The sequence below is a fragment of the Nocardioides sp. LML1-1-1.1 genome (genome assembly GCF_040676175.1).
Taxonomy (GTDB): domain Bacteria; phylum Actinomycetota; class Actinomycetes; order Propionibacteriales; family Nocardioidaceae; genus Nocardioides.
Window position 1 is genome coordinate 227,328 of record NZ_JBEGHK010000005.1, and the last position, 22,501, is coordinate 249,828.

Below are 22,501 nucleotides of genomic sequence, written 5' to 3' on the forward strand. Positions count from 1 at the left end.
GCCGCGTGCTGGGACTTCGCGAGAACACGGCCCGCGAGGGCGAGTGAGCGCCGGGTCCCCAGCACTGCCCGCGGTCCGCCGTTCCCGGCTGGTCGCCTGCTGTGCGCTGCTCGTCGGCCTGGCCCTGGTCCAGGACCCCGGCCTGCTCGTGCCGGACACCAAGTTCGACCTCGTCGCCGCGCCCGCGGACTGGCTGGCGCGCGCGCTGCACGTGTGGGACGCCCAGGGCGGCTTCGGCCAGGTGCAGAACCAGGCGCACGGCTACCTGTGGCCGATGGGCCCGTTCTTCTGGCTGCTGCACACGATCGGCCTGCCCGGCTGGGTGGTGCAGCGGCTGTGGCAGGCGCTCGTGCTGTGCGTCGCGATGGCCGGTACGGCGAAGCTCGCCCGCGCGTTCGGTGTCCGCTCCGACCTCGCCTGCCTGGTCGCCGGCTTCGCCTACGCGCTCTCGCCGCGGCTGCTCACCTCGCTCGGCCCGATCTCGATCGAGGTGTGGCCCAGCGCGCTCGCGCCGTGGGTGCTGCTGCCGCTGGTGGCCGGCGCCGAGCGCGGCTCGCCGCGCCGGTCGGCCGCGCTGTCCGGGCTGGCCGTGGCGATGGTCGGCGGCGTCAACGCGGCGGCGTCCTTCGCCGTCGTACCGCTCGCGGTGGTGTGGATCCTGACCCGCACGCCCGGCCCGCGACGGCGTGCGCTGATGCTGTGGTGGCCGGTGTTCGCGGCCCTGGCCACGCTGTGGTGGATCGTGCCGCTGCTGGTGATGGGTGCCTACAGCCCGCCGTTCCTCGACTTCACCGAGACCAGCGCGATCACCACCTTCCCGACGACGCTCTTCGACACCCTGCGCGGCACCTCCCACTGGGTCCCGTACGTCGACGCCGGCTCGCGTGCCGGCAACGAGCTGATCCGCACCTCCTGGCTCGCCGTCAACACCGCCGTCGTGGTGGTCGTCGGGCTGGTGGGGCTCCTGGACCGTCGTACGCCGCACCGCACGTTCCTCGTGCTGGGCCTGCTCTCCGGCGTCGTGCTGGTCACCGCGGGCCACCACGGCGCGGTGCAGGGCTGGTTCGCCGGCGACGTCGCCGCGCAGCTCGACGGGGTGCTGGCGCCGCTGCGCAACGTGCACAAGTTCGACCCCGTGCTGCGGGTGCCGCTGGTGCTCGGGCTGGCCGTGGTGCTCGACCGCGCCGTCGCGGCGTGGCGCCGGGCCGACCGCGAGCGGCTCAACGCTGGCATCCTCGTCGGCGCGGTGGTGCTCGGTGTGGTCGGCGCCGCGACGCCCGCGGTCGCCGGTCGCGCGGAGGCGGGCGGCGCGATGCTGGGTGTGCCGGACTACTGGCGGCAGGCTGCCGACGACGTGGCCGCCCGCTCCCGGGGCGGCACGACGCTGCTGGTGCCCGGCTCGGCGTTCGCGGAGTACCTGTGGGGCGACCCGCAGGACGAGCCGATGCAGTGGCTGGCGGGCTCGCGCTGGGGCGTGCGCAACGCGGGGATCCTCGCCGAGCCGGGGCAGATCCGGATGCTGGAGGGCCTGGAGCGGCGGTTCGCGGAGGGGCACGGCTCGACCGGTCTCACCGCGGCGCTGCGCCGTGCGGGCGTCGAGCAGCTCGTCGTGCGCAACGACCTGCGGGCCAGTGACGACGTGCCGGACCCCGCGCTCGTGCACCAGGCGATCGCGCAGTCGCCCGGGCTGGAGCGGGTCGCGACCTTCGGGCCGGACGTCGGTGGCTCGGCCTGGGAGGACGACGGCGGTCGGCGCACCGTGCGCGACGGAGGCCGTCAGGCGTCGTACCCGGCGGTGGAGGTGTTCACCGTCCCCGGCGTCGACGACGCGGTCACCACGACGGACCCGAGCCTGGTCGCCGCCGGTCCCGAGGACCTCGCCGACCTGGTCGACGCGGGCGTGCTGGGACCCGCGCCGGTCCGGCTCGCCGCCGACGCCGACCCGGCCGACGACGCCGTCCGACCGCGGCGGGTGGTGCTGACCGACGGGCTGCGGGCCCGCGAGCGGCAGTTCGCCCGGATGCACGACGGATCCTCGGCGACCCTCACGCCGGGCGAAGTACGACGCACCTCCGGGCCGGTCCGCGACCTCACCCTCGGCGCGAACGACGACGACCGCTGGTCGACGACGGCACGGCTGGAGGGCGCCGCCACGCTCTCCGCCTCCTCCTCGGCGTCCGACGCGGACGCGCTCGGCGGCAGCGACCGCGGCCGGCTGCCGTACGCCGCGGTCGACGACGACGCGACCACCGCATGGGCCTCGGGCCCGGCGGATCCCGCGCCCTGGTGGCGCGTCGGGCTCGACGGCGCCCAGCGGGTGACCCGGGTCGGGATCACCGCCGCGGCCGACGCGGGCACCCAGGGTTTGCGGGTGGTGACCGCGGCCGGTGCGTCCGCGGCCGTCGAGCTGAGCCCCGGTGGCAGCCGCCAGGTCACCGTCCCCGCCGACGGCACGACCACCTGGGTCCGGGTGGAGGCCGTCGACCCCGCCCCGGGGACCGTGCTGGCGCTCGCCGACGTCGAGGTGCCGGGCGTCTCCGTGCGCCGGGTGCTCGACCTGCCCGCGCTGCCGACGTCCTGGGGCAGTCCGGACGTGGTCGCCCTGCGTGCCGACCGCGACGGCCGGACCGGGTGCGTGGTCGTGGCCGGCACCGCGCGCTGCGCCTCCGGCACCGCGCGCACCGGCGAGGACGGCACCACCCTGCGCCGCTCGTTCGCGCTCCCCGGCGACCGGGCCTACGACGTCTCGGTCACCGCCGTGCCCCGCCCGGGTGCCGCCCTCGACGCGCTGCTGCTGCGCGGCCAGGCCGCGTCGGCGCAGGTCTCCTCGACCGCCGTGGCCGACCCGCGGGCCGGCGCGACCGCCGCCGTCGACGGCGACGGCACCACCGCGTGGCTCGCCGCGACTGACGACGAGCGGCCCACGGTCTCGCTGTCCTGGCTGGGTGTGCGCACCGTCCGCGGCATCGACCTGGACCTGGCCGACGGCACCGCCGCCCGCCGGCCGACCGAGGTGGTGCTGACCTTCTGGAACGGCGCGGCGAGCACCCAGCGCCGGGTCGACCTCGACGACGACGGCAGTGCCAGGTTCGCGCCGGTGCGGGCCGAGCGGGTCGAGGTCGGCGTGGTGGCGGCCGAGGACGACGTGAGCGACCTGCGGCGTGGGGGGACCTTCGCCGACGTACCGGTCGGGATCGGGGAGGTCACGCTGACGGGCGTGCCCTACCTGCCGGCCACGCTGCCCACCGCCGCGGTCGCGCTGCCGTGCGGCTCCGGCCCCGACGTCATCGTGGGGGAGCGGCGGCTGCGCACCGCGGTCACCGCCTCGCCCGCCCGTCTCGCGACCGGTGCCGCGGTGCCCGCCACCGTGTGCGGCGAGGCGACCGTCGACCTCAGCAGGGGCCGCACCGACGTCACCGCGGAGCCCACGGACGCCTTCGTGCCCGGCACGGTGGTGCTCACCGCCACCGACGACCCGGGCGAGCCCGCGGTGCGGGGAGCGGACCTCGCCGCCGACGGCTCGGTCCGTCGTACGCTCACCGGCAGCGCCGACGGCGAGACCGCGGTCCTTCGCGAGAGCGCCAACCGCGGCTGGGCCGCCGAGCAGGGCGGCACGACGCTCGACCCGGTCGTTCTCGACGGCTGGCAGCAGGCCTTCGTCAGCGCCGGTGACGACCCGGTCGAGGTGCGCTTCGCCCCGGACACGGCCTACCGCGCGGGCCTGCTGGCCGGCCTGCTGCTGGTGCTCGTGCTGCTCGGCGCGCTGGTCCGGATGCGGGGCACCGACGACGCGGACCCGGTCGGCGACCGCGCTCTGCCGCCGTTCCTCGGTGTCCCGGTGGCGTTGGCGGTCGCGGCCCTCAGCGCCGGCACGCTCGGCCTGGTGCTCGGGGTGGTCGTCGTCGTGGGGACGCTCGCCGCCCGGCGAGTGCCGCGCCTGGAGGAGCCGCTGCCGTGGCTGCTGGCCGCGCCGGTCCTGGTGGCCGGACTGGCCTACGCCCTCCGGCCGTGGGCGAGCCCGGACGGCTGGGCCGGCAACCTCGCCTGGGTGGGCTACCTGTCGCTGGTGCCGCTCGTCGCACTGCCGGTCGCGGCCCTCGCCTCGCGCAGCGGGAAGGTGCGCTTCAGCCGCATCGCCGGCCGCTCGACCAAGCGGTAGGCCACCTCCGCGGCCGCCAGCGAGGCGGCGACCGTGAGCAGCCACAGCGTCCAGAAGTGGCCGCCGAACAGCTCGAACCCGAGCGCCGGGGCGATCAGGTCGAGCAGCAGCAGGTGCAGGCAGAACAGGCTGTACGACGTCAGTCCCAGGTGTCGCGCCGGCGCGCTGCCGAGCACCTTGCCGAAGCGGGAGGCCGGGTCGGCGGAGAGCCCGGTGAGCACGACCAGGCCGCCCACGGCGGCGTACAGCAGGCTCTTGGTCAGGGACTCACCGGCCGTCGGCGGCGCCAGCTCCACCGGCCCCGCCAACGGGGTCGTCGCGGCGAGCATGAGGGCGGCCACGAGCGTCCAGCACACGCCCGGCTCACGGCCGAGCGCGAGCACCCGCTCCGCCAGCCGCGACGGGCAGGCGGTCTGCTGCACCACGTGGGCCAGGGCCAGGGCGATGCCCACCGCGAACCAGCCCAGGTACGCCGGCAGCCACTGCAGCGCCGGGCCGTCGCTCCAGCCGTCGGCGCGGCCGGCGCCGTCGAGGTGCCACCACACGGAGACCGCGGTCATCGCGACCAGCACGGCGACCACCCGGCGCGGGCTCAGGCCCGGTCCCCGCCCGGTCGCGGCGAGCATGAGCAGCGGCAGCACGAGGTAGAAGGTCACCTCCACGCCCAGGCTCCACATCTGGCTCAGGCCGGCCGGTGGCAGCGGGTCGACGAAGGTGTTGCCGAGCACGAGGGTGACCAGCCAGTCGCGGAGCCCAAGGCCGGCGTTCTCGTCGAGCAGGAGCAGTGCGAGGACCACCGCGACGACGTAGACCGGGAAGATCCGCAAGAAGCGCTTCCACAGGTAGTGACCGGTCGCGGGGTGGGGGCAGCCGAGGGCGGCACGGGCCAGGTAGGGGCGGGAGAGCAGGAAGCCGGAGAGCACGAAGAAGAGCGCCACGCCGACGTCGAGCCGGGCGAGCAGGTGCCCCCAGGTGCCGTGCCCGTCGTAGAGCCCGGCGTAGAAGCCGACGTGGGTCGTCAGCACCGCCAGCGCGCCGACCGCGCGGAGCGCGTCGAGCACCGGGAAGCGTGGCGCCACCTCGACCTGGCCCTGCTCGCTCACTGTCCCTCCTCCTGCACCGTGCCGACGACGACCCGGTCGATGCAGACCGTGACGCCGTCGTCGGTGCCGCCGACCTCGATCTCGTCGAACGTCCCGTCCACCCTGACGTAGACCTGGTGGAGGCCGCGCCGCAGGTTCGCGACCCGGGTCGTGTCCCCGGCCGTGACGCTGAGCCCCGAGTCCGCCGAGGCCAGGTAGTCCACGCGCAGCCACCAGTCACGCTCGAAGGTGCGCGCCTCCAGCGGGAGGGTGTGCTCCTTCGGCAGCGACCAGCCGCACCCGGCGAGCGGGCCCGGCGTGGTGGTCGTCGTCGGGTCGACGGAGGCGGGCACGACGGAGCCGTCCGGGGCGAGCACGTGCAGGTCGTCGCTGACGTCGGGGAAGCGGGCGGCCTCGCTCAGCAGCGGCAGCGTCCCGCGCGAGCTGCCGTAGACCGGGTCGAGCGCGCCGGTGACCCGCTGCGAGAGCATCTGGTTGGCGAGGTCCACCCGGTCCTGGCCCTCGAGGTCGGCGAGGGCGGTCGTGAAGAACTCCTTGCCCGGGTTGCGGTCGTGCCAGACCCGGGCGTACGACGCCGTGCTCCACACCCCGCCCGCGCACACCACGAGCAGCGCGACCGCCACCGGCACCGTGCCGATCCGCCGGGTCAGCAACGGCTCGTCGCGTTCGCGGCTGGACTCCTCGGCGCCGCGCAGCTCCATCGTGGCCAGCCCCAGCGCGAGGACGACGGCGCACATCGCGTCGGTCAGGTAGCGGTACTCGTTGCCGCTGATCGCGCCGACCACCTGGGCGCGGGTGGTGAGCAGCAGGAGGTAGTCCGCGCCGACGTACGCCGTCAGGAAGAGCCAGGCACGCAAGGTGCGCTCGCGGCGCAGCGCCAGGTAGCCGACGACCAGCGCGACGACGACCCAGCACAGGGTGACCAACGCCTGGGGCGGGTCCGCCTGGGCGACCGGTGCGATCTGCTCGTCCCAGCGCCACGGCCCGCCCAGCAGACCGGAGGCGAAGGTCGAGCCGACCATCTCCTGGGCCAGGTCACCGGCGGCTTCGGGGGCGCCGCTGTCGGAGATCTGCGGGACGTTCGCGAGGTAGTAGGCGAGGTAGCCCGCGCCGCCGGCGACCGCCACCACGACGACCGGCCAGTGCCGGCGCACGATCGTGACCACCCGCCGCACCGGGCCACCGGTCGCGAAGAAGGCCACCGCGACGAACGCCAGGGTCGGGAACACCAGCAGTGCCTTGACGTAGCAGCACAGCCCGAACGCCAGTGAGAGCGCCACCACCGCCAGCCAGCGCCGGCCCTCGCCGCGCAGGTAGCGCACCCACGCCGCGACCGCGACGAAGAACACCGCCTGCAGCGGGACCTGGTTGAGCGCCGCGGCCCACCACACGTAAGCCGGCACGGTCATCGCCGTCGTCAGGTACAGCGCGAGCACGGCGAGGGTCCGCCGCCGCCAGCCGAAGAGGGTGACCAGGCACCACAGGCAGGCCAGGGCTGCGACGGTGGCGGTGAGCAGCGAGGTCAGCGCGAGCAGCGGCCAGCTCAGCGTCTCCGGCTGGGCGCCGACCCAGGCGAGCAGCCGGCCCCAGGGCATCAGCTGCGCGTCGTACGGCGCGAGGAGGCGGTCGGCCAGCGACGCCGTGCCGGCCTCGTCGACGAGCCGGTAGTCGTCGACGTAGAACCACGCCCCGAGCACCACCCAGGCCCGGAACGCGACGTGCGCCGCGACCATCGCGAGGGCCACGGCGACGTACCGCCGGTGCGGCGCGGGGCTGGTCGGGGTCGGCACGGCAGGACTATCGCACGCGTCGTGGGGTGGGGACGCACGCGCGGGGTTCGGCGACGTGTTGGTGAAGAGTCGGCGAACAGGTGTGACGCGTGCCATAATGCGGACAAGGTCACGCTGAGGGAGGGGTGGCCGGTTTCCTTGGGAGGGGAAAACCGCTATGCGCAAATCTTTTGCGCCGGCACTGGTGGGAATCGGAGCATTCCTGCTGATCGCCGGCATCCTCGCGATGGTCTGGGCCCCTGGGGCCGTCAAGAAGACCCCGCTGGACGTCAACACGACGACGCTGCTGACCGGTGAGGCGGCCAAGATCGACGCCGCGGGGGAGATGGTCACCAAGCCGATCTACGCCGAGAACGTCACCCGCGTCGACTCCGAGGAGTCCACCGACGACACGGCGGTGTGGAACCAGAACTCCTGCGTGGCGTTCGGGACCGGCGGCCACTGCTTCGCCAAGGACGACCCCAACACGGTGATCGTCCCCAAGGATGAGGTCGTCACCGCGAGCTCCGACATCTTCGGCACCGACCGGGTCAGCGCCGAGGGCCTGCCGGCCAAGGACCTGCCGAAGGACGTCGTCACGGCCGGTGGCATCACCACCGAGGGCATCGTCAACAAGTTCCCCTTCGACACGAAGAAGAAGGACTACACCTACTGGGACGGCACGACCGGCCAGGGCGTCGACGCGAAGTTCGACCGCGTCGAGAAGGTGCGCGGCCACGAGACCTACGTCTTCCGGGTCGAGGTCTCCGAGGCGGCGATCGACATGGGCAACGACATCGCCGGCACCTACAGCGACCTCAAGGAGATCTACGTCGACCCGGCCACCGGTTCGATCATCAACCAGACCGAGGAGCAGCAGCGCTGGCTCACCGACGGCACCCAGGTGCTCGACCTGAAGATCGGGTTCACCGACGACCAGGTCAAGAACAACGTCGCCGACGCCAAGAGCAACGGCCGCAGCCTGACGCTGATCACCACGGTGGTCCCGCTCGTCGGGTTGATCGGTGGCGTCGTCCTCGTCGCCGCCGGCCTCCTGCTGGCCCGCCGTCAGTCCGGTGCGCGCAAGCGCGAGGACGCTGATCGGCCGCTGGTCAGCGCCTGACCCTGCAGCACCCGAGACCCCGGCCCCGCGAGCCCCTTGCGGGGCCGGCCTCGTTTTCGCGCCTCGCCGCCCTTGTAACTACGTGTTCGTGTATCTACCAGGGTGGTCTACCACCCTGGTAGATACACGAACACCCGGGTAGATGGGCCACCGCGCTCACGGCGCCAGCTGCGGGTCGCCGTCCACGGTCCGCCGGCACGGCGACGGCGTGCGCGGCATCTACCCGGGCGTTGTGGCTACTACCAGGGTGGTAGACCACCCTGGTGGAGGTCTGAACACGTAGTTACAAGGGACTCGCCGTGGGTGGCGCCTAGGATCGGGCGGTGCCCGACCTGCTCCTCCGCACGCGCATCGCCGCGCCGCCGGCGGAGTGCTTCGCGTTGTCCCTCACCGTCGAGGCCCCACCGCGTCGCTGGGCGACTCGGGGGAGAGGGCGGTCGCCGGCCGGACGTCGGGGCGTCTCGCGCTCGGCGAGACGGTGACCTGGCGGGCCACCCACTTCGGGCTGCCGTTCCGGATGACGGTCGCCATCACGGCGTACGACGCCCCGCACCGCTTCGTCGACGAGCAGGTCCGCGGCCCCTTCGGCCACTGGCACCACGAGCACCTCTTCGAGCCGCTGGTGGCCGGGGGGACGCTGATGAGCGACGTGATCAGCTTCCGCTCGCCGCTGGGCAGGCTCGGCCGTGCCGTCGACGCCGCCGTGCTGGCGCGCTACCTGCAGCGGTTGGTCGAGCAGCGCAACGCCTGGCTGCGCACGACCCTCGAGGGCTGAGCCCGGCCGCCGGGTCGGCCCGTCGCCGGTTCAGCCGGCCAGGTCGGCGCCGAAGATCGCCGTGCCGGGCGTGAGCACGCCGCGCACCCGCGACCAGCCGCCCCAGAGCCGCTCGTGGTCGGCCGGCCACTGCGGCTCGAGCAGCGTGGTGAGGCGGAAGTCGTGGCCGGCGAGGAGCGCGACCCAATCGCCGAGGGTGCGGTGGTGCTCGACGTACGACGTGGTGCCGGTCTCGTCGTCTACCTCGACGTACGGCGTGCGGTCCCAATAGGACTGCGACGCGGTCAGCCCGGCCTCGGTCGGGTCGTCGGGGAACATCCACCGTGTCGGGTGGGTGATCGAGAAGGCGAACCGGCCGCCGGGGCGCAGCACCCGGGCGGTCTCGGCGACCGCGCGCTCGATGTCGGCGACGAACTGCAGCGCGCCGAAGGAGGAGAACACGACGTCGAAGGAGTCGTCGGCGAAGGGCAGGTGGGTCGCGGTGCCCCGGACGCTGGGGACGACGACACCGGTCATCTCGTCGATACGGCGCGAGTGCTGCAGCTGGCGGTGGGAGAGGTCGAGGCCGAAGGAGCGTCCGCCCTGGCTGCGGATCCACCGCGAGCACTGCCCGGCGCCGGAGCCGACCTCCAGCACGTCGCGGTCCGCGAGCGGCCCGAGGATCCCGGCGGTGGCCTCGGTCAGCCCCTCGGGTCCCCACAGGAAACCGACGTCACCGAGGAACTCGCCGTGGGTGGCCTGGTACTCGTCGGCGTACCGGTCCCAGTCGGCGCCGTTGGCACCGCGGGACTCGGTCTCGTCGGCGTCACGGCGGTGGGCCGTGACCGGGCGCTGCGGCCATTCCTGCACGGTCCCCGAGCGTAGTGCCGCGAGTTGGACCCGTGAGCACCGGGACAGGTACCCTGGCATGTCTGCGTCCTGACAGGTCGCTGACCCGTGCGCCCATCCGGGGCGGCGCGGCCCCTCTACATCTGCCCATCCAAGGACTGTCCTTCTCTATGACCAGCACCCTCTCGACCCCGCTCTCGAGCCACTACGACGACAACGCGCCCCAGGTCGCGATCAACGACATCGGCTCCGAGGCGGACTTCCTGGCCGCCATCGACCAGACCATCAAGTACTTCAACGACGGCGACATCGTCGACGGCACCATCGTCAAGGTGGACCGTGACGAGGTCCTGCTCGACATCGGCTACAAGACCGAGGGCGTCATCCCCTCGCGCGAGCTGTCGATCAAGCACGACGTCGACCCGTCCGAGGTCGTCCAGGTGGGCGACAAGGTCGAGGCTCTCGTCCTCCAGAAGGAGGACAAGGAGGGTCGCCTGATCCTGTCCAAGAAGCGCGCGCAGTACGAGCGCGCCTGGGGCACGATCGAGGAGATCAAGGAGGCCGACGGCGTCGTCGAGGGCACCGTCATCGAGGTCGTCAAGGGCGGCCTCATCATCGACATCGGCCTCCGGGGCTTCCTCCCGGCGTCGCTCGTCGAGATGCGCCGGGTCCGCGACCTGCAGCCCTACGTCGGCCAGACGCTCGAGGCGAAGATCATCGAGCTCGACAAGAACCGCAACAACGTGGTCCTCTCGCGCCGCGCCTGGCTCGAGCAGACCCAGTCCGAGGTGCGCCACGGCTTCCTCACCCAGCTCCAGAAGGGCCAGATCCGCAAGGGCGTCGTGTCCTCGATCGTCAACTTCGGTGCGTTCGTGGACCTCGGCGGCGTCGACGGTCTCGTCCACGTCTCGGAGCTGTCCTGGAAGCACATCGACCACCCGTCCGAGGTCGTCACCGTCGGTGACGAGGTCACCGTCGAGGTCCTCGACGTGGACATGGACCGCGAGCGTGTCTCCCTGTCGCTGAAGGCGACGCAGGAGGACCCGTGGCAGCACTTCGCGCGGACCCACCAGATCGGTCAGATCGTGCCCGGCAAGGTCACCAAGCTCGTTCCCTTCGGCTCGTTCGTGCGGGTCGAGGAGGGCATCGAGGGCTTGGTGCACATCTCCGAGCTGGCCGAGCGCCACGTGGAGATCCCCGAGCAGGTCGTCCAGGTCAACGACGACGTCATGGTCAAGATCATCGACATCGACCTCGAGCGGCGCCGGATCTCGCTGTCGCTCAAGCAGGCCAACGAGACGGCCACCGCGGCCGACGTGGAGGAGTTCGACCCCACGCTCTACGGCATGCCGGCGACGTACGACGAGCAGGGCAACTACGTCTACCCCGAGGGCTTCGACCCGGAGACCGGCGAGTGGCTCGAGGGCTTCGACGAGCAGCGTGCGGTCTGGGAGGACCAGTACGCCAAGGCGCACGCCCGCTGGGAGGCGCACGTCAAGCAGCAGGCCGAGGCCAAGCAGGCCGAGATCGAGGCCGGCGAGGCCAACTCGTACTCCTCCGCTCCGGCCGAGGACACCACGGGTGGTGGCTCGCTCGCTTCCGACGAGGCGCTGCAGGCGCTCCGCGAGAAGCTGACCGGCGGCAACTGATCACCTGATCAGCCAGCAGCACAGCACGAAGGCCCCGACCGCACGGTCGGGGCCTTCGGGCTTTTCGGGAGCGGGGGAGCGGGTCAGTCGAACCAGGCGGCGCGACGTCGGGCGGCGAAGCCGTCGTGGCGGGTCCAGGCGACGAGCGCGCCGAGGACCGCGATCAGCAGGAGCAGGAGGAGTGCGGTGGTCATGGCAGAAATCATGCTCTCGTGCGGATCCTGCCACCAGTGGCAGAAAAGCCGGACTCCGTTGATTTCCTGCCATCGCGGTGCGAGGCTGTCCCGGTGAGCCTGACCAACGTCGCCGTCCTCGCCTTCGAGGGCGTCGCCCCCTTCGAGCTCGGCATCCTCTGCGAGGCCTTCGGTCTCGACCGCACCGAGGACGGGGTGCCGCCCATCGACTTCGCGGTGTGCGCCGAGGACGACCGCCCGATGCGCTCCTCGATGGGATTCACCCTTCAGGCCGAGCACGGCCTGGACCGGCTCGCCGAGGCCGACCTGATCGGCATCCCCGCGATCAAGGAGGTCGACGCCTCGCCGGCGGTGATCGAGGCCATCCGCGCGGCGTACGACCGCGGGGCCCGGCTGATGTCGGTCTGCAGCGGCTCGTTCATCCTCGGTCAGGCCGGGCTGCTCGACGGCCGGGAGTGCACCACGCACTGGATGCACACCGAGCGCCTGCAGCGGATGTTCCCCGCGGCGAAGGTCGTCCCCGAGGTCCTCTACGTCGACGCCGGCCAGGTCGTCACCAGTGCCGGCAGCGCCGCCGGGATGGACGCCGCGCTGCACATCTGGCGCCAGGAGCACGGCGCCGCCGTCGCCAACGTGGTGGCCCGGCGGGCCGTCGTGCCGCCGTACCGCGACGGCGGGCAGGCGCAGTACATCGCCCGCGCGGTCCCCGACTGCGACGCCGACACCCTCGCCCCGCTGCTCACCTGGATCGTGGAGAACCTCGCCGAGGACCACGGTGTCGAGGCGCTCGCGCAGCGCGCGCTGATGTCCCCCCGCACGTTCGCCCGCCGCTTCCGCGACGAGGTCGGTACGACGCCGCACACCTGGATCACCCGGCAGCGGGTCGCCGCCGCGGAGGAGCTGCTGGAGCGCACCGACCAGCCGGTCGAGCGGATCGCGGGCGCGGTGGGCTTCGGCAACGCCGCCACCCTGCGCCACCACTTCGTGCGCGTGCGCGGGGTGAGCCCGCAGAACTACCGCCGCCAGTTCGCCTGCTGAGCCTCGCCGACTAGGTTTGGTCGGGTGTCCCGGCCCTACACCCCTGACCCGCACTCGCACGCCCGCCCCAACGAGGTCGTCGTGCGCCACGTCGCCCTCGACCTGAGCGTCGACCTCGACGCCCGCCGCCTGGTCGGCAGCGCGCGCCTCGACCTCGAGCACCGCGACCCGACCGCGAGCGTCCTCGTGCTCGACACGTGGCGGCTGAGCGTCGAGCAGGTCACCGCGGGCGACGGCTCGGCGCTGCCGTTCACCCTCGGCGAGGAGGACCCGGTGCTCGGGAGCGCCCTGCGCATCGAGGTCGGTACGACGGACCAGGTGGTCGTGCACTACGCGACCAGCCCCGAGGCGCGCGCCCTGCAGTGGCTGGAGCCCGCGCAGACCGCCTCCGGCAAGGCCTTCCTGTTCACCCAGTCGCAGCCGATCCTGGCCCGCACCTGGATCCCCTGCCAGGACAGCCCCGCCGTCCGGGTCACCTACGACGCCGCGGTGCAGGTCCCCGCGGAGCTGCTCGCCGTGATGAGCGCGGAGAACCCCACCGAACGCTCCGCCGACGGCCGCTACCGGTTCACGATGCCGCAGCCCGTGCCGGCGTACCTCATCGCGCTGGCGGTCGGCGACCTGGAGTTCCGGGCGATCGGCGAGCGCAGCGGGGTCTACGCCGAGCCGTCGGTGGTCGAGGGCGCCGCGTGGGAGTTCGCCGACACCGAGCGGATGATCGAGGCCGCCGAGCGGCGCTACGGGCCCTACCGCTGGGGGCGCTACGACATCCTCGTGCTCCCGCCGAGCTTCCCCTACGGCGGCATGGAGAACCCGCGGCTCACCTTCGCCACACCGACCGTGCTGGCCGGCGACCGGTCGCTGGTCACCCTGATCGCGCACGAGCTGGCGCACTCGTGGTCCGGCAACCTGGTCACCAACTCGACGTGGAACGACATCTGGCTCAACGAGGGCTTCACGGTCTACTTCGAGACCCGCATCGACGAGGAGCTCTACGGCGCGCCGTACGCCAGCATGCTGCTGCGCCTGGGCCGCCAGGAGCTGGCCCGCGCGGTCGCCGACGAGGCGCCCCGCGACACCTGGCTGGAGCTCGACCTGGCCGAGCGCGACCCCGAGGACGGGCCGGCCAAGATCCCCTACGAGAAGGGCTCGCTCTTCCTGCGCACGATCGAGGCCGCGGTCGGCCGGGAGCGCTTCGACGCCTTCCTGCGTGACTACTTCGACCGCTTCGCCTTCGAGTCGATGGACACCGCCACCTTCCTCGCGCACCTGACGAGCGAGCTCCTCGAGCCCGCCGGCGTCACCGCCGAGGAGCTCCAGGTCGAGGCCTGGGTGCACGGGCCCGGCGTGCCCGGCAACGCGCCGGAGTTCGCCTCCGACGCCTTCGACCGCGTAGACGCCCAGGTCGCCGCGCTGCTCGCCGGCTCCGCCCCGGACGCGCTCGACACCACCGGCTGGGTGAGCCAGCAGTGGGTGCACTTCGTCCGTGCGCTGCCCGTGGACATCTCCTACGACGTGCTGGCGGCGGTCGACACGGCCTTCGGGTTCACCGCGAGCGGCAACCTCGAGATCGCCACCGCCTGGCTGGAGCTGGTCGCCCGCTCGGGCTACGTCTTCACCACCCCCACCGTCGACGAGGGGCTCGCGGACTTCCTCACCCGCCACGGACGGGCGCTCTACGTCCGCCGCGTCTACGAGGCGCTGGCCTCCTCCGAGCAGGGCCTGGCCCGGGCCCGGGAGATCTACGCGACCGCCCGGCCGACGTACCACCCGGTGTCGCAGGGCGTCGTGGACCGGATCGTCGGGCGTCCCTGACGTGGCCGCGACCGAGGCGGAGCTGGCGCGGGTCATCCTCGACCTGCTCGACCAGCGCCTCCCCGGCGCGACCATCTGCCCCTCCGACGCGGCGCGCGCCGCGGCCGGCGACGGCGCGTGGCGGCCCCTGATGGAGCCGGTGCGCGCGGCCACCCGCGGCCTGGTCGCCGACGGGATCGTCGAGGTGACCCAGGGCGGCGAGGTGGTCGACCCGGCGACCGCCCGCGGACCGATCCGGATCCGCCGGGTCACGGACTAGCCGGGCGTGCGGTAGCCGCGGAAGACCACGGCCCGCCGGACCCGGAAGCCGAGCCGCTCGTAGAGCGCGATCGCGCCGGTGTTGCTCGCCGCCACGTGCAGGAACGGCTGCTCGCCGCGCTCGGCGATCGCGTGCGCGGCGTCGGTGACCAGCGCCGCGGCCAGGCCGCGCCCGCGCGCCTCGGGTGCCGTGCAGACCGCGCTGATCTCGGTCGCGCCCGGCGGCCGGAGCCGCTCGCCGGCCATCGCGACCAGTCGGTCCCCGTCGCGGACGCCGACGTACCGGCCCATCTCGTGGGTGCGTTCCCAGAACGGCCCGGGCCGGGTGCGCTCGACGAGGGCGCGCATCGCGGGGGAGTCGCCCGCGCCGAGCGGGACGACGTCGAGGTCCGCACGCGGTGGGAGCACGTCGAGCACCAGCTGGAGACCGTCGAGGGTGAAGACCTGCTCCCAGCCGGCGGGCGGCTCGTGCGGGGAGCTGAACAGGTCGGCGAACGCGCCCGGCCCGAGCAGCGCCGCCAGGTCGGTCCAGTCCTCGGGCTCCGGCTCGGGCGGGAGGGCGGAGAAGGTCGCGACCTGCGCGTCGTACGACAGCGCACGGCCCTTGCTCCGCGCGAGGCCCGCGTGCCGGGAGGTCAGCGCCGCGTGGACGGGATGGTCCAGGCCGGCGTCGGTGTCACTCAACGTCCGGTCCCATCAGGAGCCCGACCAGCAGCCGGCTGAGCGCGACGCCGGCGACCAGGAAGAGCGCGAGCAGCACCATCCACAGAGCCCACGGCAGGTCGAGGGCGTCGGCGACGGGGGCCGCGAGTCCGCCGGCGCCCAGCACCACGGGCACCATCAGCCGGCCGGCCACGACCGGCCGTTGGCGGAACCAGTGCTGGGTGCGGGTGGGGGCGGCCACGACGCCATTGTGCCTGGCCGTCGGCGAGCGCGCGGACACGGCGCCACGCATTCTGGCACAACCGACAATGATCGCCCGCTGGCTGTGTCAGTCTTTGCTGGGAAAGGACACGCCGACTTCAGGGATGGGATGAGCACTCCAACGACGCCCCGGATCGCGAACCGCCGCGAGGGCATGGGATGAGAAAGGTCAGGCGCCGGGCGCGGCCGGCCTTCACTCAGGACAGCGACTTCCTCTTCCGGCGCTACGACTACGAACGGTTCCGCGCCGAAGGTGGCGTTCGCTCCTCGCAGGAAGTCCTCAGTCTGGGGGACGCGCTCGGGCCGTTCTACGACAGCGTGGTCGACCATGCGTACCGGACCTTCCAGGGCAAGTGTGCCTACACCGAGGTTCCGATCGAGCCCCGCCTGGAGCTGCACCGGCCGGAGGCCGACGCCTACGATCCCGTGCGCGACATCGAGGCCGACCACTACTGGTGGACGGCGATGTGGCACGGGAACTGGTACGTCGCGAGTGAGGAGGTGGCAGCGCTCAAGCGCAACAACTTCCCGGTCGTCGGTCCACGTGCTACTCCGCCTGACGGGCGCGGCGAACTTCCTGTCGCCCGGCCTGATCGACACCTGGATCGCGGGTTGCTCCTCGACCCGTGTCGCGACCAACCCCTGCTGCACCTCCGCTTCGGCGCCGACGGCCGAGTCTCACCGTGGTCGGATGACTGGTCGCCCTGGCTGGCATGGAGCGCGCTTCACGGGCAGGGCACGATCGAGCTCCTCGACCTCAACTCGCCCTCGCTCGTCGAATCACGCCTGATCGCCATCGATCGGGCAGTCGCATCACACCGCGCCTTCGGTCGCGTGACCGAAGAGGCGGTCGATCCGTCCTTGCCCCACGTCGGGGCGATCCGTCAGGTCCTGGCCCAGCGGATCCTGCGTGGCCGTCCCGCCACGCTCGGGGATGCGGCGACGCTGCTTGCACCCGAGCTGGTGCCGCTCCTCGCGGCCGACGAGATGGAGCACCGACCGTCGGTCTTCGAGGAGGTCCTCCGTGCATTGCCGGTCACGGAGGGCCGACTGCACCACATCCTCGAACGTGCCGCCATTGCGGCACGGCACCGGCCGCGATCGGTGAGTCCGGCGTCGGAAGCGAGCGCGGTGCCGTCGCAACCAGACGTCATCGTGATTCCACGCACCGCGGGGATCACTCGTGTCGCGATCTCCAACTTCCAAGCAATCGCGGATCTCGAGATCGACATCCCGACCCGGGCGGCCGAGGCTGATCCAGCACGTCCGGCAGCGAGTTCCGCCACCTCCGATCGCCTGGTGGAGGGCAGGCCGTGGGCGATGTTCTTGGGGGAGAACGGAGTCGGCAAGAGCTCGGTGCTCAAGGCCATCGGGCTCGCGCTCGCGGGTGACTCGTTGGGCGATCTGGTCGAGCGCTGTGGGCTGCGGTGGAGCGATCTGCTCCGGACCGGCACGGAGCGGGGCTTCGTGGCCGTGGAGTTCACCGGCGGCATCGTCGTCAAATTGGAGTTCGACCGGAACGGCGGCCGGTACGTCGGTCGCCCGCACCGGATGCAGACGTTCATCCGCGGATTCGGCGCGACGAGGCTGGCCGACGATGACAGCCCGTCGCACAACAGTCATGTGCGCCTGGAGAACCTCTACGACGCGCGGGCGCCGGTCGTCCACGCGGAACGCTGGCTGACCGAGCATCTGTCGGACGCGCAGTTCAACGCGGTCGCGGTGACGCTCGCGCGCCTTCTGGATCGAGATGACGAGCTGACCGACCCTCGATTGCCCACGCAGAGCCGACTCATCCGAAGGGTCGACGGCAGGGTCCACGTCGGCGAGCATCCCCTCCGGATGTTGAGTGATGGGTACCGTTCGATGATCGCGCTGGCCTGCGCACTCATGGATGGTGCCGGCGAGGGACTCTCCGACATGAGGAACGCCAGCGGCATCGTCCTCCTCGACGAGCTCGGCTCCCACCTGCATCCACGTTGGAAGATGAGGATCACGCGGACGCTACGTGAGGTCTTCCCCTCCCTTCAGTTCATCGTCACCACCCACGAGCCGCTCTGCCTGCGTGGCCTCTTCGCGGGCGAGGTGATCGGCGTCCGCCCGTCGTCCGCGATCCGGGCACCGGGCTGGCGTGCCGAGTTCGACCGGATCGAGCAGTCGCCGAGTCGCCTGAGGGTCGACCAACTGCTCACGTCGGAGTTCTTCGGTCTCGACACAGCCATCGATCCGTCGGTGGACGAGCAGTTCCAGCGCTACTACGCCATGATCCGTCGCGACGACCCCGACGAGGCCGCCGAACGTGCGCGGCTGCGGCTCGAGCTCTCCCACCACGGCGTCCTCGGCTACACCGCGCGGGACCAGCTCGTCTACGAGGCGATCGACCAGTTCCTCGCCCGTGGCGTCGAGATGTCATCGGAGGACAGGGCTATCGAGCGCCGCAGCACCTTGGCCAGGGTCGCGGACATCTGGAGTGTGGTCGCCCGCCAGCGGCTGGACGGCGAAGGCCGATGATCCGGGTGGATCGAGGGCAGGTTCAGGAGCCTGCGTCGTTGACCCGGCGGGCCACGTGGGGCAAGCACACCGGAAAGAGCGAACGCGACCGCGTCCTCGAGGAGTATGCCGCGCACTGTGCGTCCGGGAAGGACCCGGTCGACTTCACCTTCTCCTACGAGGTCTACTCCAACGCTGACGTGAAGCTCGCGCTGCATCAGCTGTTCGGTGGCAAGTGCGCCTACTGCGAGTCGCGGTACTCCGGCACCCAGCCGATGGACGTCGAGCACTGGCGTCCGAAAGGCGAGGTCCTCGAGTACGACGCCACGGGCGTAAAGACCAGGCTTCAGGGCTACCACTGGCTCGCCTCTACCTGGTCGAACCTCCTGCCGTCGTGCATCGACTGCAACCGTCCCCGTACCCAGACCGACGGGGTGAGCCAGGCCGTCGAGTTGCAGGGCAAGGGCAGCCAGTTCCCGGTCCGCGATGGTGTTCGGATGAAGCCTCCGACCAGTGAGGTCCCCGATCCGGCCGAGGACGATGCCCTGATCCTCGACCCGACGCGCGATGACCCCGCGGCACACCTGACTTTCCGGAGCGATGGCACCGTGCACCCGACCGCGGGCAGCGAGAAGGGCCGCGAGTCGATACGGGTCTATGCCCTAAATCGCTCCGAGCTGGCCTTCGAGCGGTTGGGCGTCGCCCGCCTCATCGAGCAGCGCCTAGTGACCATCACCGGGCTCGCCGATCTGATTGCGGCCGGCGGTCTCGCCGACCACATCGAACTGACCCTGAGGGACCTCGTCGCTCATGAGATCAACGCGCTCTACGAGCTCGCCGAGCCTGACCAGCCGTACTCGGAGATGGCGCGCCAGATGATTGCCCAGAACGCCCCGGACGGCATCTGAGCGGACGAACTCAGGCGAGCTCGCCGCGAAGCACCTTCCCCGTGAGCGTCCGCGGCAGCGTGTCGACGAAGGTCCAGGTCTTCGGGCGCTTCGGCGGTGCCAGGTGCTCCTTGGCGAACGCGACCAACGCCTCCTCCGGCACCGGCCCGACGACGGAGGCGCAGACCCGCTGCCCCCACTCCGGGTCCGGCACGCCGTACACCGCGATCTCGACGACGCCGGGGCAGGTGCCGAGGACCTGCTCCACCTCGGTGGGGTAGACGTTCACGCCGCCGCTGATGATCAGGTCCTCCCGCCGTCCGTCGAGGTAGACGTAGCCGTCGGCGTCGATCCGGCCGTGGTCGCCGACGGTGAACGCCGAGCCCCGCCACGCGGCGGCGGTCTTCTCCGGCGCGCCGTAGTAGGTGAAGCGGGCGAAGTCGGGGACCGTGCACCACAGCGTCCCGTCCGGGGCGGCGGACATCGCGCGTCCGGGCCGGGCGCGACCGACGGTGCCGGGGCGCGCGAGCCACTCCTCGGAGCGGCAGGCGGTGAACTGGCCCTCGGTGGAGCCGTAGAACTCCCACGTCGAGCCCTCGGGGAAGTCCGCCATCAGCCGGTGCTTGACCTCGACCGGGCAGGGCGCGCCGGCGTGGGCGACGAGCCGGAAGCAGGACAGGTCCGGCGCACCGTGCTCGTCCCACCACGCGAAGAGCCGCTGCAGGTGGGTCGGCACGCAGAACATCGTGGTCGGCCGCTCGCGCTCGATGGCGGCGGTGACGGCGGCCGGGTCGAACGGTCCCGGGACGACGACGCGTCCGCCCGCGAGCAGGGTGCCGAGCGCGAAGCGCAGCGGGGCCGAGTGGTAGAGCGGGCTGAGCACCAGGTTGACGTCGTCGGGAGCGAAGCCCCACAGCGCGCCCTCCTCGTCCCACAACGCCCGGGCGTCGGCGGGGGAGAGCAGGCCCGACCACACCCCCTTCGGTACGCCGGTCGTGCCGCTCGTGCAGTGCATCGGCCGCCCGAGCGGCAGGCCCGGCGCCGGCAGCGTGGCCCGCAGCCCGGCGAGCGCCGTCTCGGTGGTGATCGTGGCCGTCGGTGCCAGCCCGGCCAGGATCCGCTCGCGCTCGGAGTCGGTCAACCGGGGGTCGAGCGGGATCGGGAAGACGCCCGCGGTGAGCAGCCGGTGGACGGCATCGAGGTAGTCGAGGGAGCCGGGCACCAGCAGGGCGACCCGGTCGCCGGGACGTAGGGTGTGCTCGTCGTTCATCGAGCGGCATCATCGCAGGCCCATCCGGAAGGCACGCCCATGTCCGACCTCGACGACCTCCTCGCCCAGCTCCCGTTCGACCAGATCGCCGACCAGCTCGGCGTGAGCCCGGACCAGGCCCGCGCGGCCTCCGCGCAGGCGCTCCCGGCCCTGCTGCACGGTCTCGCCGCCAACGCCGAGGACGATGCGGGCGCCTCCTCCATCGAGCAGGCCCTGGGCCAGCACGCGCCGCTGCGGGGCACGGTCGACCTGGGCCAGGTCGACACCGGCGACGGCGAGAAGATCGTGGGCCACGTCTTCGGGGGCAACACCGACGCGGTGGTCGACCAGCTCGCCGGCGCGCCCCAGGCCGCCGGGCTGAGCCCCGACCTGACCCGCAAGCTGCTGGCGCTGCTCGCCCCGCTGGTGCTGTCCTACCTCACCGGCAAGATCGGCGCGAAGGGCGGCGGCATCGGCGCGACGATCCTGCAGGAGGTCCTCAAGGGTGCGCTGGGCGGCGACAAGGGCGGCAAGAGCTCCGGTGGCGGCAACATCCTGGGTGACCTCCTCGGCGGCCTGCTCGGTGGCGGGCGCCGGTGAGGGTCGGCCTGACCGGCGGCATCGCGTCGGGCAAGAGCACCGTCTCCGCCGTCCTGCGTGAGCTCGGCGCCGTCGTCATCGACGCCGACCAGCTCGCTCGCGAGGTGGTCGCGAAGGGCACCCCCGGCCTCGCCGCGGTCGTCGAGGCGTTCGGGCCCGAGATCCTCACCGCGGACGGTGAGCTGGACCGCCCGAGGATGGGCACCCTGGTGTTCGGCGACGAGACGCTGCGCCGCCGGCTGGAGGCGATCGTGCACCCCCTGGTCTTCGAGCGGTACGCCGAGCTGGAGGCCTCCGCGCCCACCGACGGGATCGTCGTCCACGACATCCCGCTCCTGGTCGAGTCCGGGCGGGCGAGCGAGTTCGACGCGGTGATCGTCGTCGAGGCGCCCGAGGACGTCCAGGTGGAGCGGATGGTGCGCGACCGTGGCTGGACCGAGGAGGAGAGCCGGGCCCGGATCGCCGCCCAGGCGAGCGCCGAGGACCGGCGGGCCGTGGCGACGTACCTCATCGTCAACACCGGGACGCGCGAAGACCTCCGCCAGCGTGTGACGGAGGTCTTCGAGCGACTGGCGGGCTGAAACCCCCGATCAGGCCGCCAGGTCCGGGTCGCCGAGACGGCGCAGCTTCTGCAGCGCCTCGCGCTCCAGCTGGCGCACCCGCTCGGCGGAGATGCCGTGCTTGACGCCGATGTCGGCGAGCTTGTGCTGGCGACCGTCGGTGAGCCCGTAGCGGGAGCGGATGATGTCCGCGGCCCGTGCGTCGAGCTGGTCGACCAGGCTGTTGAGCCGGTCGCGGGCCTCCACGTCGAGGACGGTCAGGTCCGGACCGGGCGCGGTCTCCTGCGCCATCAGGTCGCCGAGCGAGGTGTCGCCGTCCTCGTCGACCGGGGTGTCGAGGCTGACGTGCTCACGGCCCCAGGCCATCAGGTCCAGGACCCGGTCGACCTCGATGCCGAGCTCGGCCGCGATCTCCTCGGGCTCCGGGTCGCGCCCCAGCTGCCGCTCGAGGGTGCGGCGCGCGCCGCCCACCTGGTTGAGCTCCTCGACCACGTGCACGGGGAGCCGGACGACGCGGGCCTGCTGCGCGATGCCGCGGGTGATCGCCTGGCGCACCCACCAGGTGGCGTACGTCGAGAACTTGTAGCCCTTCGCGTAGTCGAACTTCTCGACCGCGCGGATCAGGCCCGTGTTGCCCTCCTGGATCAGGTCGAGCATCGGCATCTGCGCACGGCCGTACTTGCGCGCGATGGACACGACGAGCCGGAGGTTGGCGTTGATGAACTCGGTGACCGCCTTGCGGCCCTCCTCGGCGAGCCACTCCAGCTCGGCCTGGGAGGCCTGCTTGGGGGCCCCGCCCTTCTTGCGGCCCACGCGGCCCTCGGCGAGGAGGTGCTCGGCCAGCAGGCCGGCCTCGATGGTCTTGGCGAGCTCGACCTCGCGCGCCGCGTCGAGCAGAGGGGTGCGCGCGATCTCGTCGAGGTACAGGCCGACGCTGTCGCGTCCCTCGATCTCCCGACCGGTGTTGCGCGTCCTGTTCGCAGTTGCCGTGGCCATCGCGTCCCTCCTTCGTCGTGCGGACGGGGCTTCCGCACATGGTTCCCAACACCAGGGGTGGGGCCCGGATTCCCGGGCCTTGGT

At 72.4% G+C, this 22,501-nt stretch carries 18 protein-coding genes; 11 read left to right on the plus strand and 7 right to left on the minus strand.

The genetic code is table 11. The features are described from left to right. The first annotated feature begins 43 nt into the window (after positions 1-43). Positions 44-4,159, plus strand: coding sequence for an alpha-(1->3)-arabinofuranosyltransferase domain-containing protein (locus tag MRBLML1_RS18380; RefSeq protein WP_364518655.1), 4,116 nt, complete (start codon positions 44-46; stop codon positions 4,157-4,159). Here the strand turns inward: MRBLML1_RS18380 and MRBLML1_RS18385 are convergent. After that, positions 4,054-5,262 (minus strand): acyltransferase family protein, encoded by a 1,209-nt coding sequence (locus tag MRBLML1_RS18385; protein ID WP_364518657.1) that lies wholly within the window; start codon positions 5,260-5,262, stop codon positions 4,054-4,056. The genes MRBLML1_RS18380 and MRBLML1_RS18385 overlap by 106 nt on opposite strands. Beyond that, on the minus strand, positions 5,259-7,052 hold the full coding sequence (locus MRBLML1_RS18390; RefSeq protein ID WP_364518659.1) for a hypothetical protein: 1,794 nt from the start codon (positions 7,050-7,052) through the stop codon (positions 5,259-5,261). Before MRBLML1_RS18390 ends, MRBLML1_RS18385 begins: the two co-directional genes overlap by 4 nt. 184 nt (positions 7,053-7,236) lie before the next feature. Here MRBLML1_RS18390 and MRBLML1_RS18395 point away from each other — a divergent pair, with 184 nt between their 5' ends. Together MRBLML1_RS18395 and MRBLML1_RS18400 are read left to right on the plus strand one after the other, a co-directional pair. Beyond that, positions 7,237-8,154 (plus strand): DUF3068 domain-containing protein, encoded by a 918-nt coding sequence (locus MRBLML1_RS18395; protein WP_364518661.1) that lies wholly within the window; start codon positions 7,237-7,239, stop codon positions 8,152-8,154. 478 nt (positions 8,155-8,632) lie between these two features. Beyond that, positions 8,633-8,929 (plus strand): SRPBCC family protein, encoded by a 297-nt coding sequence (locus MRBLML1_RS18400; RefSeq protein WP_364518663.1) that lies wholly within the window; start codon positions 8,633-8,635, stop codon positions 8,927-8,929. 30 nt (positions 8,930-8,959) lie between these two features. On the opposite strand, the gene MRBLML1_RS18405 is transcribed toward MRBLML1_RS18400, so the two are convergent. Further along, positions 8,960-9,778, minus strand: a complete 819-nt coding sequence (locus MRBLML1_RS18405; RefSeq protein ID WP_364518665.1) for a class I SAM-dependent methyltransferase — start codon at positions 9,776-9,778, stop codon at positions 8,960-8,962. A 149-nt stretch (positions 9,779-9,927) separates the two neighbouring features. Here MRBLML1_RS18405 and rpsA point away from each other — a divergent pair, with 149 nt between their 5' ends. The 4 genes from rpsA (at position 9,928) to MRBLML1_RS18425 (ending at position 14,712) form a co-directional block, all read left to right on the plus strand. Beyond that, complete coding sequence (rpsA, locus tag MRBLML1_RS18410; protein WP_364518667.1) at positions 9,928-11,406, plus strand: 30S ribosomal protein S1; 1,479 nt, start codon at positions 9,928-9,930, stop codon at positions 11,404-11,406. A gap of 287 nt (positions 11,407-11,693) precedes the next feature. Beyond that, entirely contained in the window at positions 11,694-12,638 is a 945-nt protein-coding gene (locus MRBLML1_RS18415) for a helix-turn-helix domain-containing protein (RefSeq protein ID WP_364518669.1), read from the plus strand. Positions 12,639-12,662: 24 nt separating this feature from the next. After that, on the plus strand, positions 12,663-14,453 hold the full coding sequence (locus MRBLML1_RS18420) for a M1 family metallopeptidase (protein WP_364518671.1): 1,791 nt from the start codon (positions 12,663-12,665) through the stop codon (positions 14,451-14,453). A 1-nt stretch (position 14,454) separates the two neighbouring features. After that, positions 14,455-14,712, plus strand: a complete 258-nt coding sequence (locus tag MRBLML1_RS18425) for a DUF3253 domain-containing protein (RefSeq protein WP_364518673.1) — start codon at positions 14,455-14,457, stop codon at positions 14,710-14,712. Here MRBLML1_RS18425 and MRBLML1_RS18430 read toward each other — a convergent pair. Continuing rightward, positions 14,709-15,395, minus strand: a complete 687-nt coding sequence (locus MRBLML1_RS18430) for a GNAT family N-acetyltransferase (protein WP_364518675.1) — start codon at positions 15,393-15,395, stop codon at positions 14,709-14,711. The genes MRBLML1_RS18425 and MRBLML1_RS18430 overlap by 4 nt on opposite strands. Then, the gene (locus MRBLML1_RS18435) at positions 15,388-15,615 is read right to left on the minus strand and encodes a hypothetical protein (protein WP_364518677.1); all 228 of its coding nucleotides are present in this window, start codon (positions 15,613-15,615) and stop codon (positions 15,388-15,390) included. The genes MRBLML1_RS18430 and MRBLML1_RS18435 overlap by 8 nt, the downstream gene beginning before the upstream one ends. A gap of 179 nt (positions 15,616-15,794) precedes the next feature. Between MRBLML1_RS18435 and MRBLML1_RS18440 the strand changes: the two genes are divergently transcribed. Further along, a complete protein-coding gene (locus MRBLML1_RS18440) occupies positions 15,795-18,146 on the plus strand; it encodes an AAA family ATPase (protein ID WP_364518679.1) in 2,352 nt (783 codons plus the stop codon). A 38-nt stretch (positions 18,147-18,184) separates the two neighbouring features. Further along, positions 18,185-19,033, plus strand: a complete 849-nt coding sequence (locus MRBLML1_RS18445; protein WP_364518682.1) for a hypothetical protein — start codon at positions 18,185-18,187, stop codon at positions 19,031-19,033. A 10-nt stretch (positions 19,034-19,043) separates the two neighbouring features. On the opposite strand, the gene MRBLML1_RS18450 is transcribed toward MRBLML1_RS18445, so the two are convergent. Next, positions 19,044-20,282, minus strand: coding sequence for a class I adenylate-forming enzyme family protein (locus MRBLML1_RS18450; protein ID WP_364518684.1), 1,239 nt, complete (start codon positions 20,280-20,282; stop codon positions 19,044-19,046). 39 nt (positions 20,283-20,321) lie between these two features. Here MRBLML1_RS18450 and MRBLML1_RS18455 point away from each other — a divergent pair, with 39 nt between their 5' ends. Further along, on the plus strand, positions 20,322-20,861 hold the full coding sequence (locus MRBLML1_RS18455) for a DUF937 domain-containing protein (RefSeq protein WP_364518686.1): 540 nt from the start codon (positions 20,322-20,324) through the stop codon (positions 20,859-20,861). Then, positions 20,858-21,442, plus strand: a complete 585-nt coding sequence (coaE, locus tag MRBLML1_RS18460) for a dephospho-CoA kinase (protein ID WP_364518688.1) — start codon at positions 20,858-20,860, stop codon at positions 21,440-21,442. Before MRBLML1_RS18455 ends, coaE begins: the two co-directional genes overlap by 4 nt. Positions 21,443-21,451: 9 nt before the next feature. Here coaE and MRBLML1_RS18465 read toward each other — a convergent pair whose 3' ends face one another. Continuing rightward, a complete protein-coding gene (locus MRBLML1_RS18465) occupies positions 21,452-22,417 on the minus strand; it encodes a sigma-70 family RNA polymerase sigma factor (protein WP_364518690.1) in 966 nt (321 codons plus the stop codon). Between the last annotated feature and the right edge of the window lie 84 nt (positions 22,418-22,501).

What these genes read in the sequence shown, in the direction of transcription:
- rpsA (WP_364518667.1), top strand. Translation starts at nt 9,928, where the DNA reads ATGACCAGCACCCTCTCGACCCCGCTCTCGAGCCACTACGACGACAAC.
- MRBLML1_RS18440 (WP_364518679.1), top strand. Translation starts at nt 15,795, where the DNA reads ATGAGAAAGGTCAGGCGCCGGGCGCGGCCGGCCTTCACTCAGGACAGC.
- MRBLML1_RS18450 (WP_364518684.1), bottom strand. Translation starts at nt 20,282, where the DNA reads ATGAACGACGAGCACACCCTACGTCCCGGCGACCGGGTCGCCCTGCTG.
- MRBLML1_RS18455 (WP_364518686.1), top strand. Translation starts at nt 20,322, where the DNA reads ATGTCCGACCTCGACGACCTCCTCGCCCAGCTCCCGTTCGACCAGATC.
- MRBLML1_RS18465 (WP_364518690.1), bottom strand. Translation starts at nt 22,417, where the DNA reads ATGGCCACGGCAACTGCGAACAGGACGCGCAACACCGGTCGGGAGATC.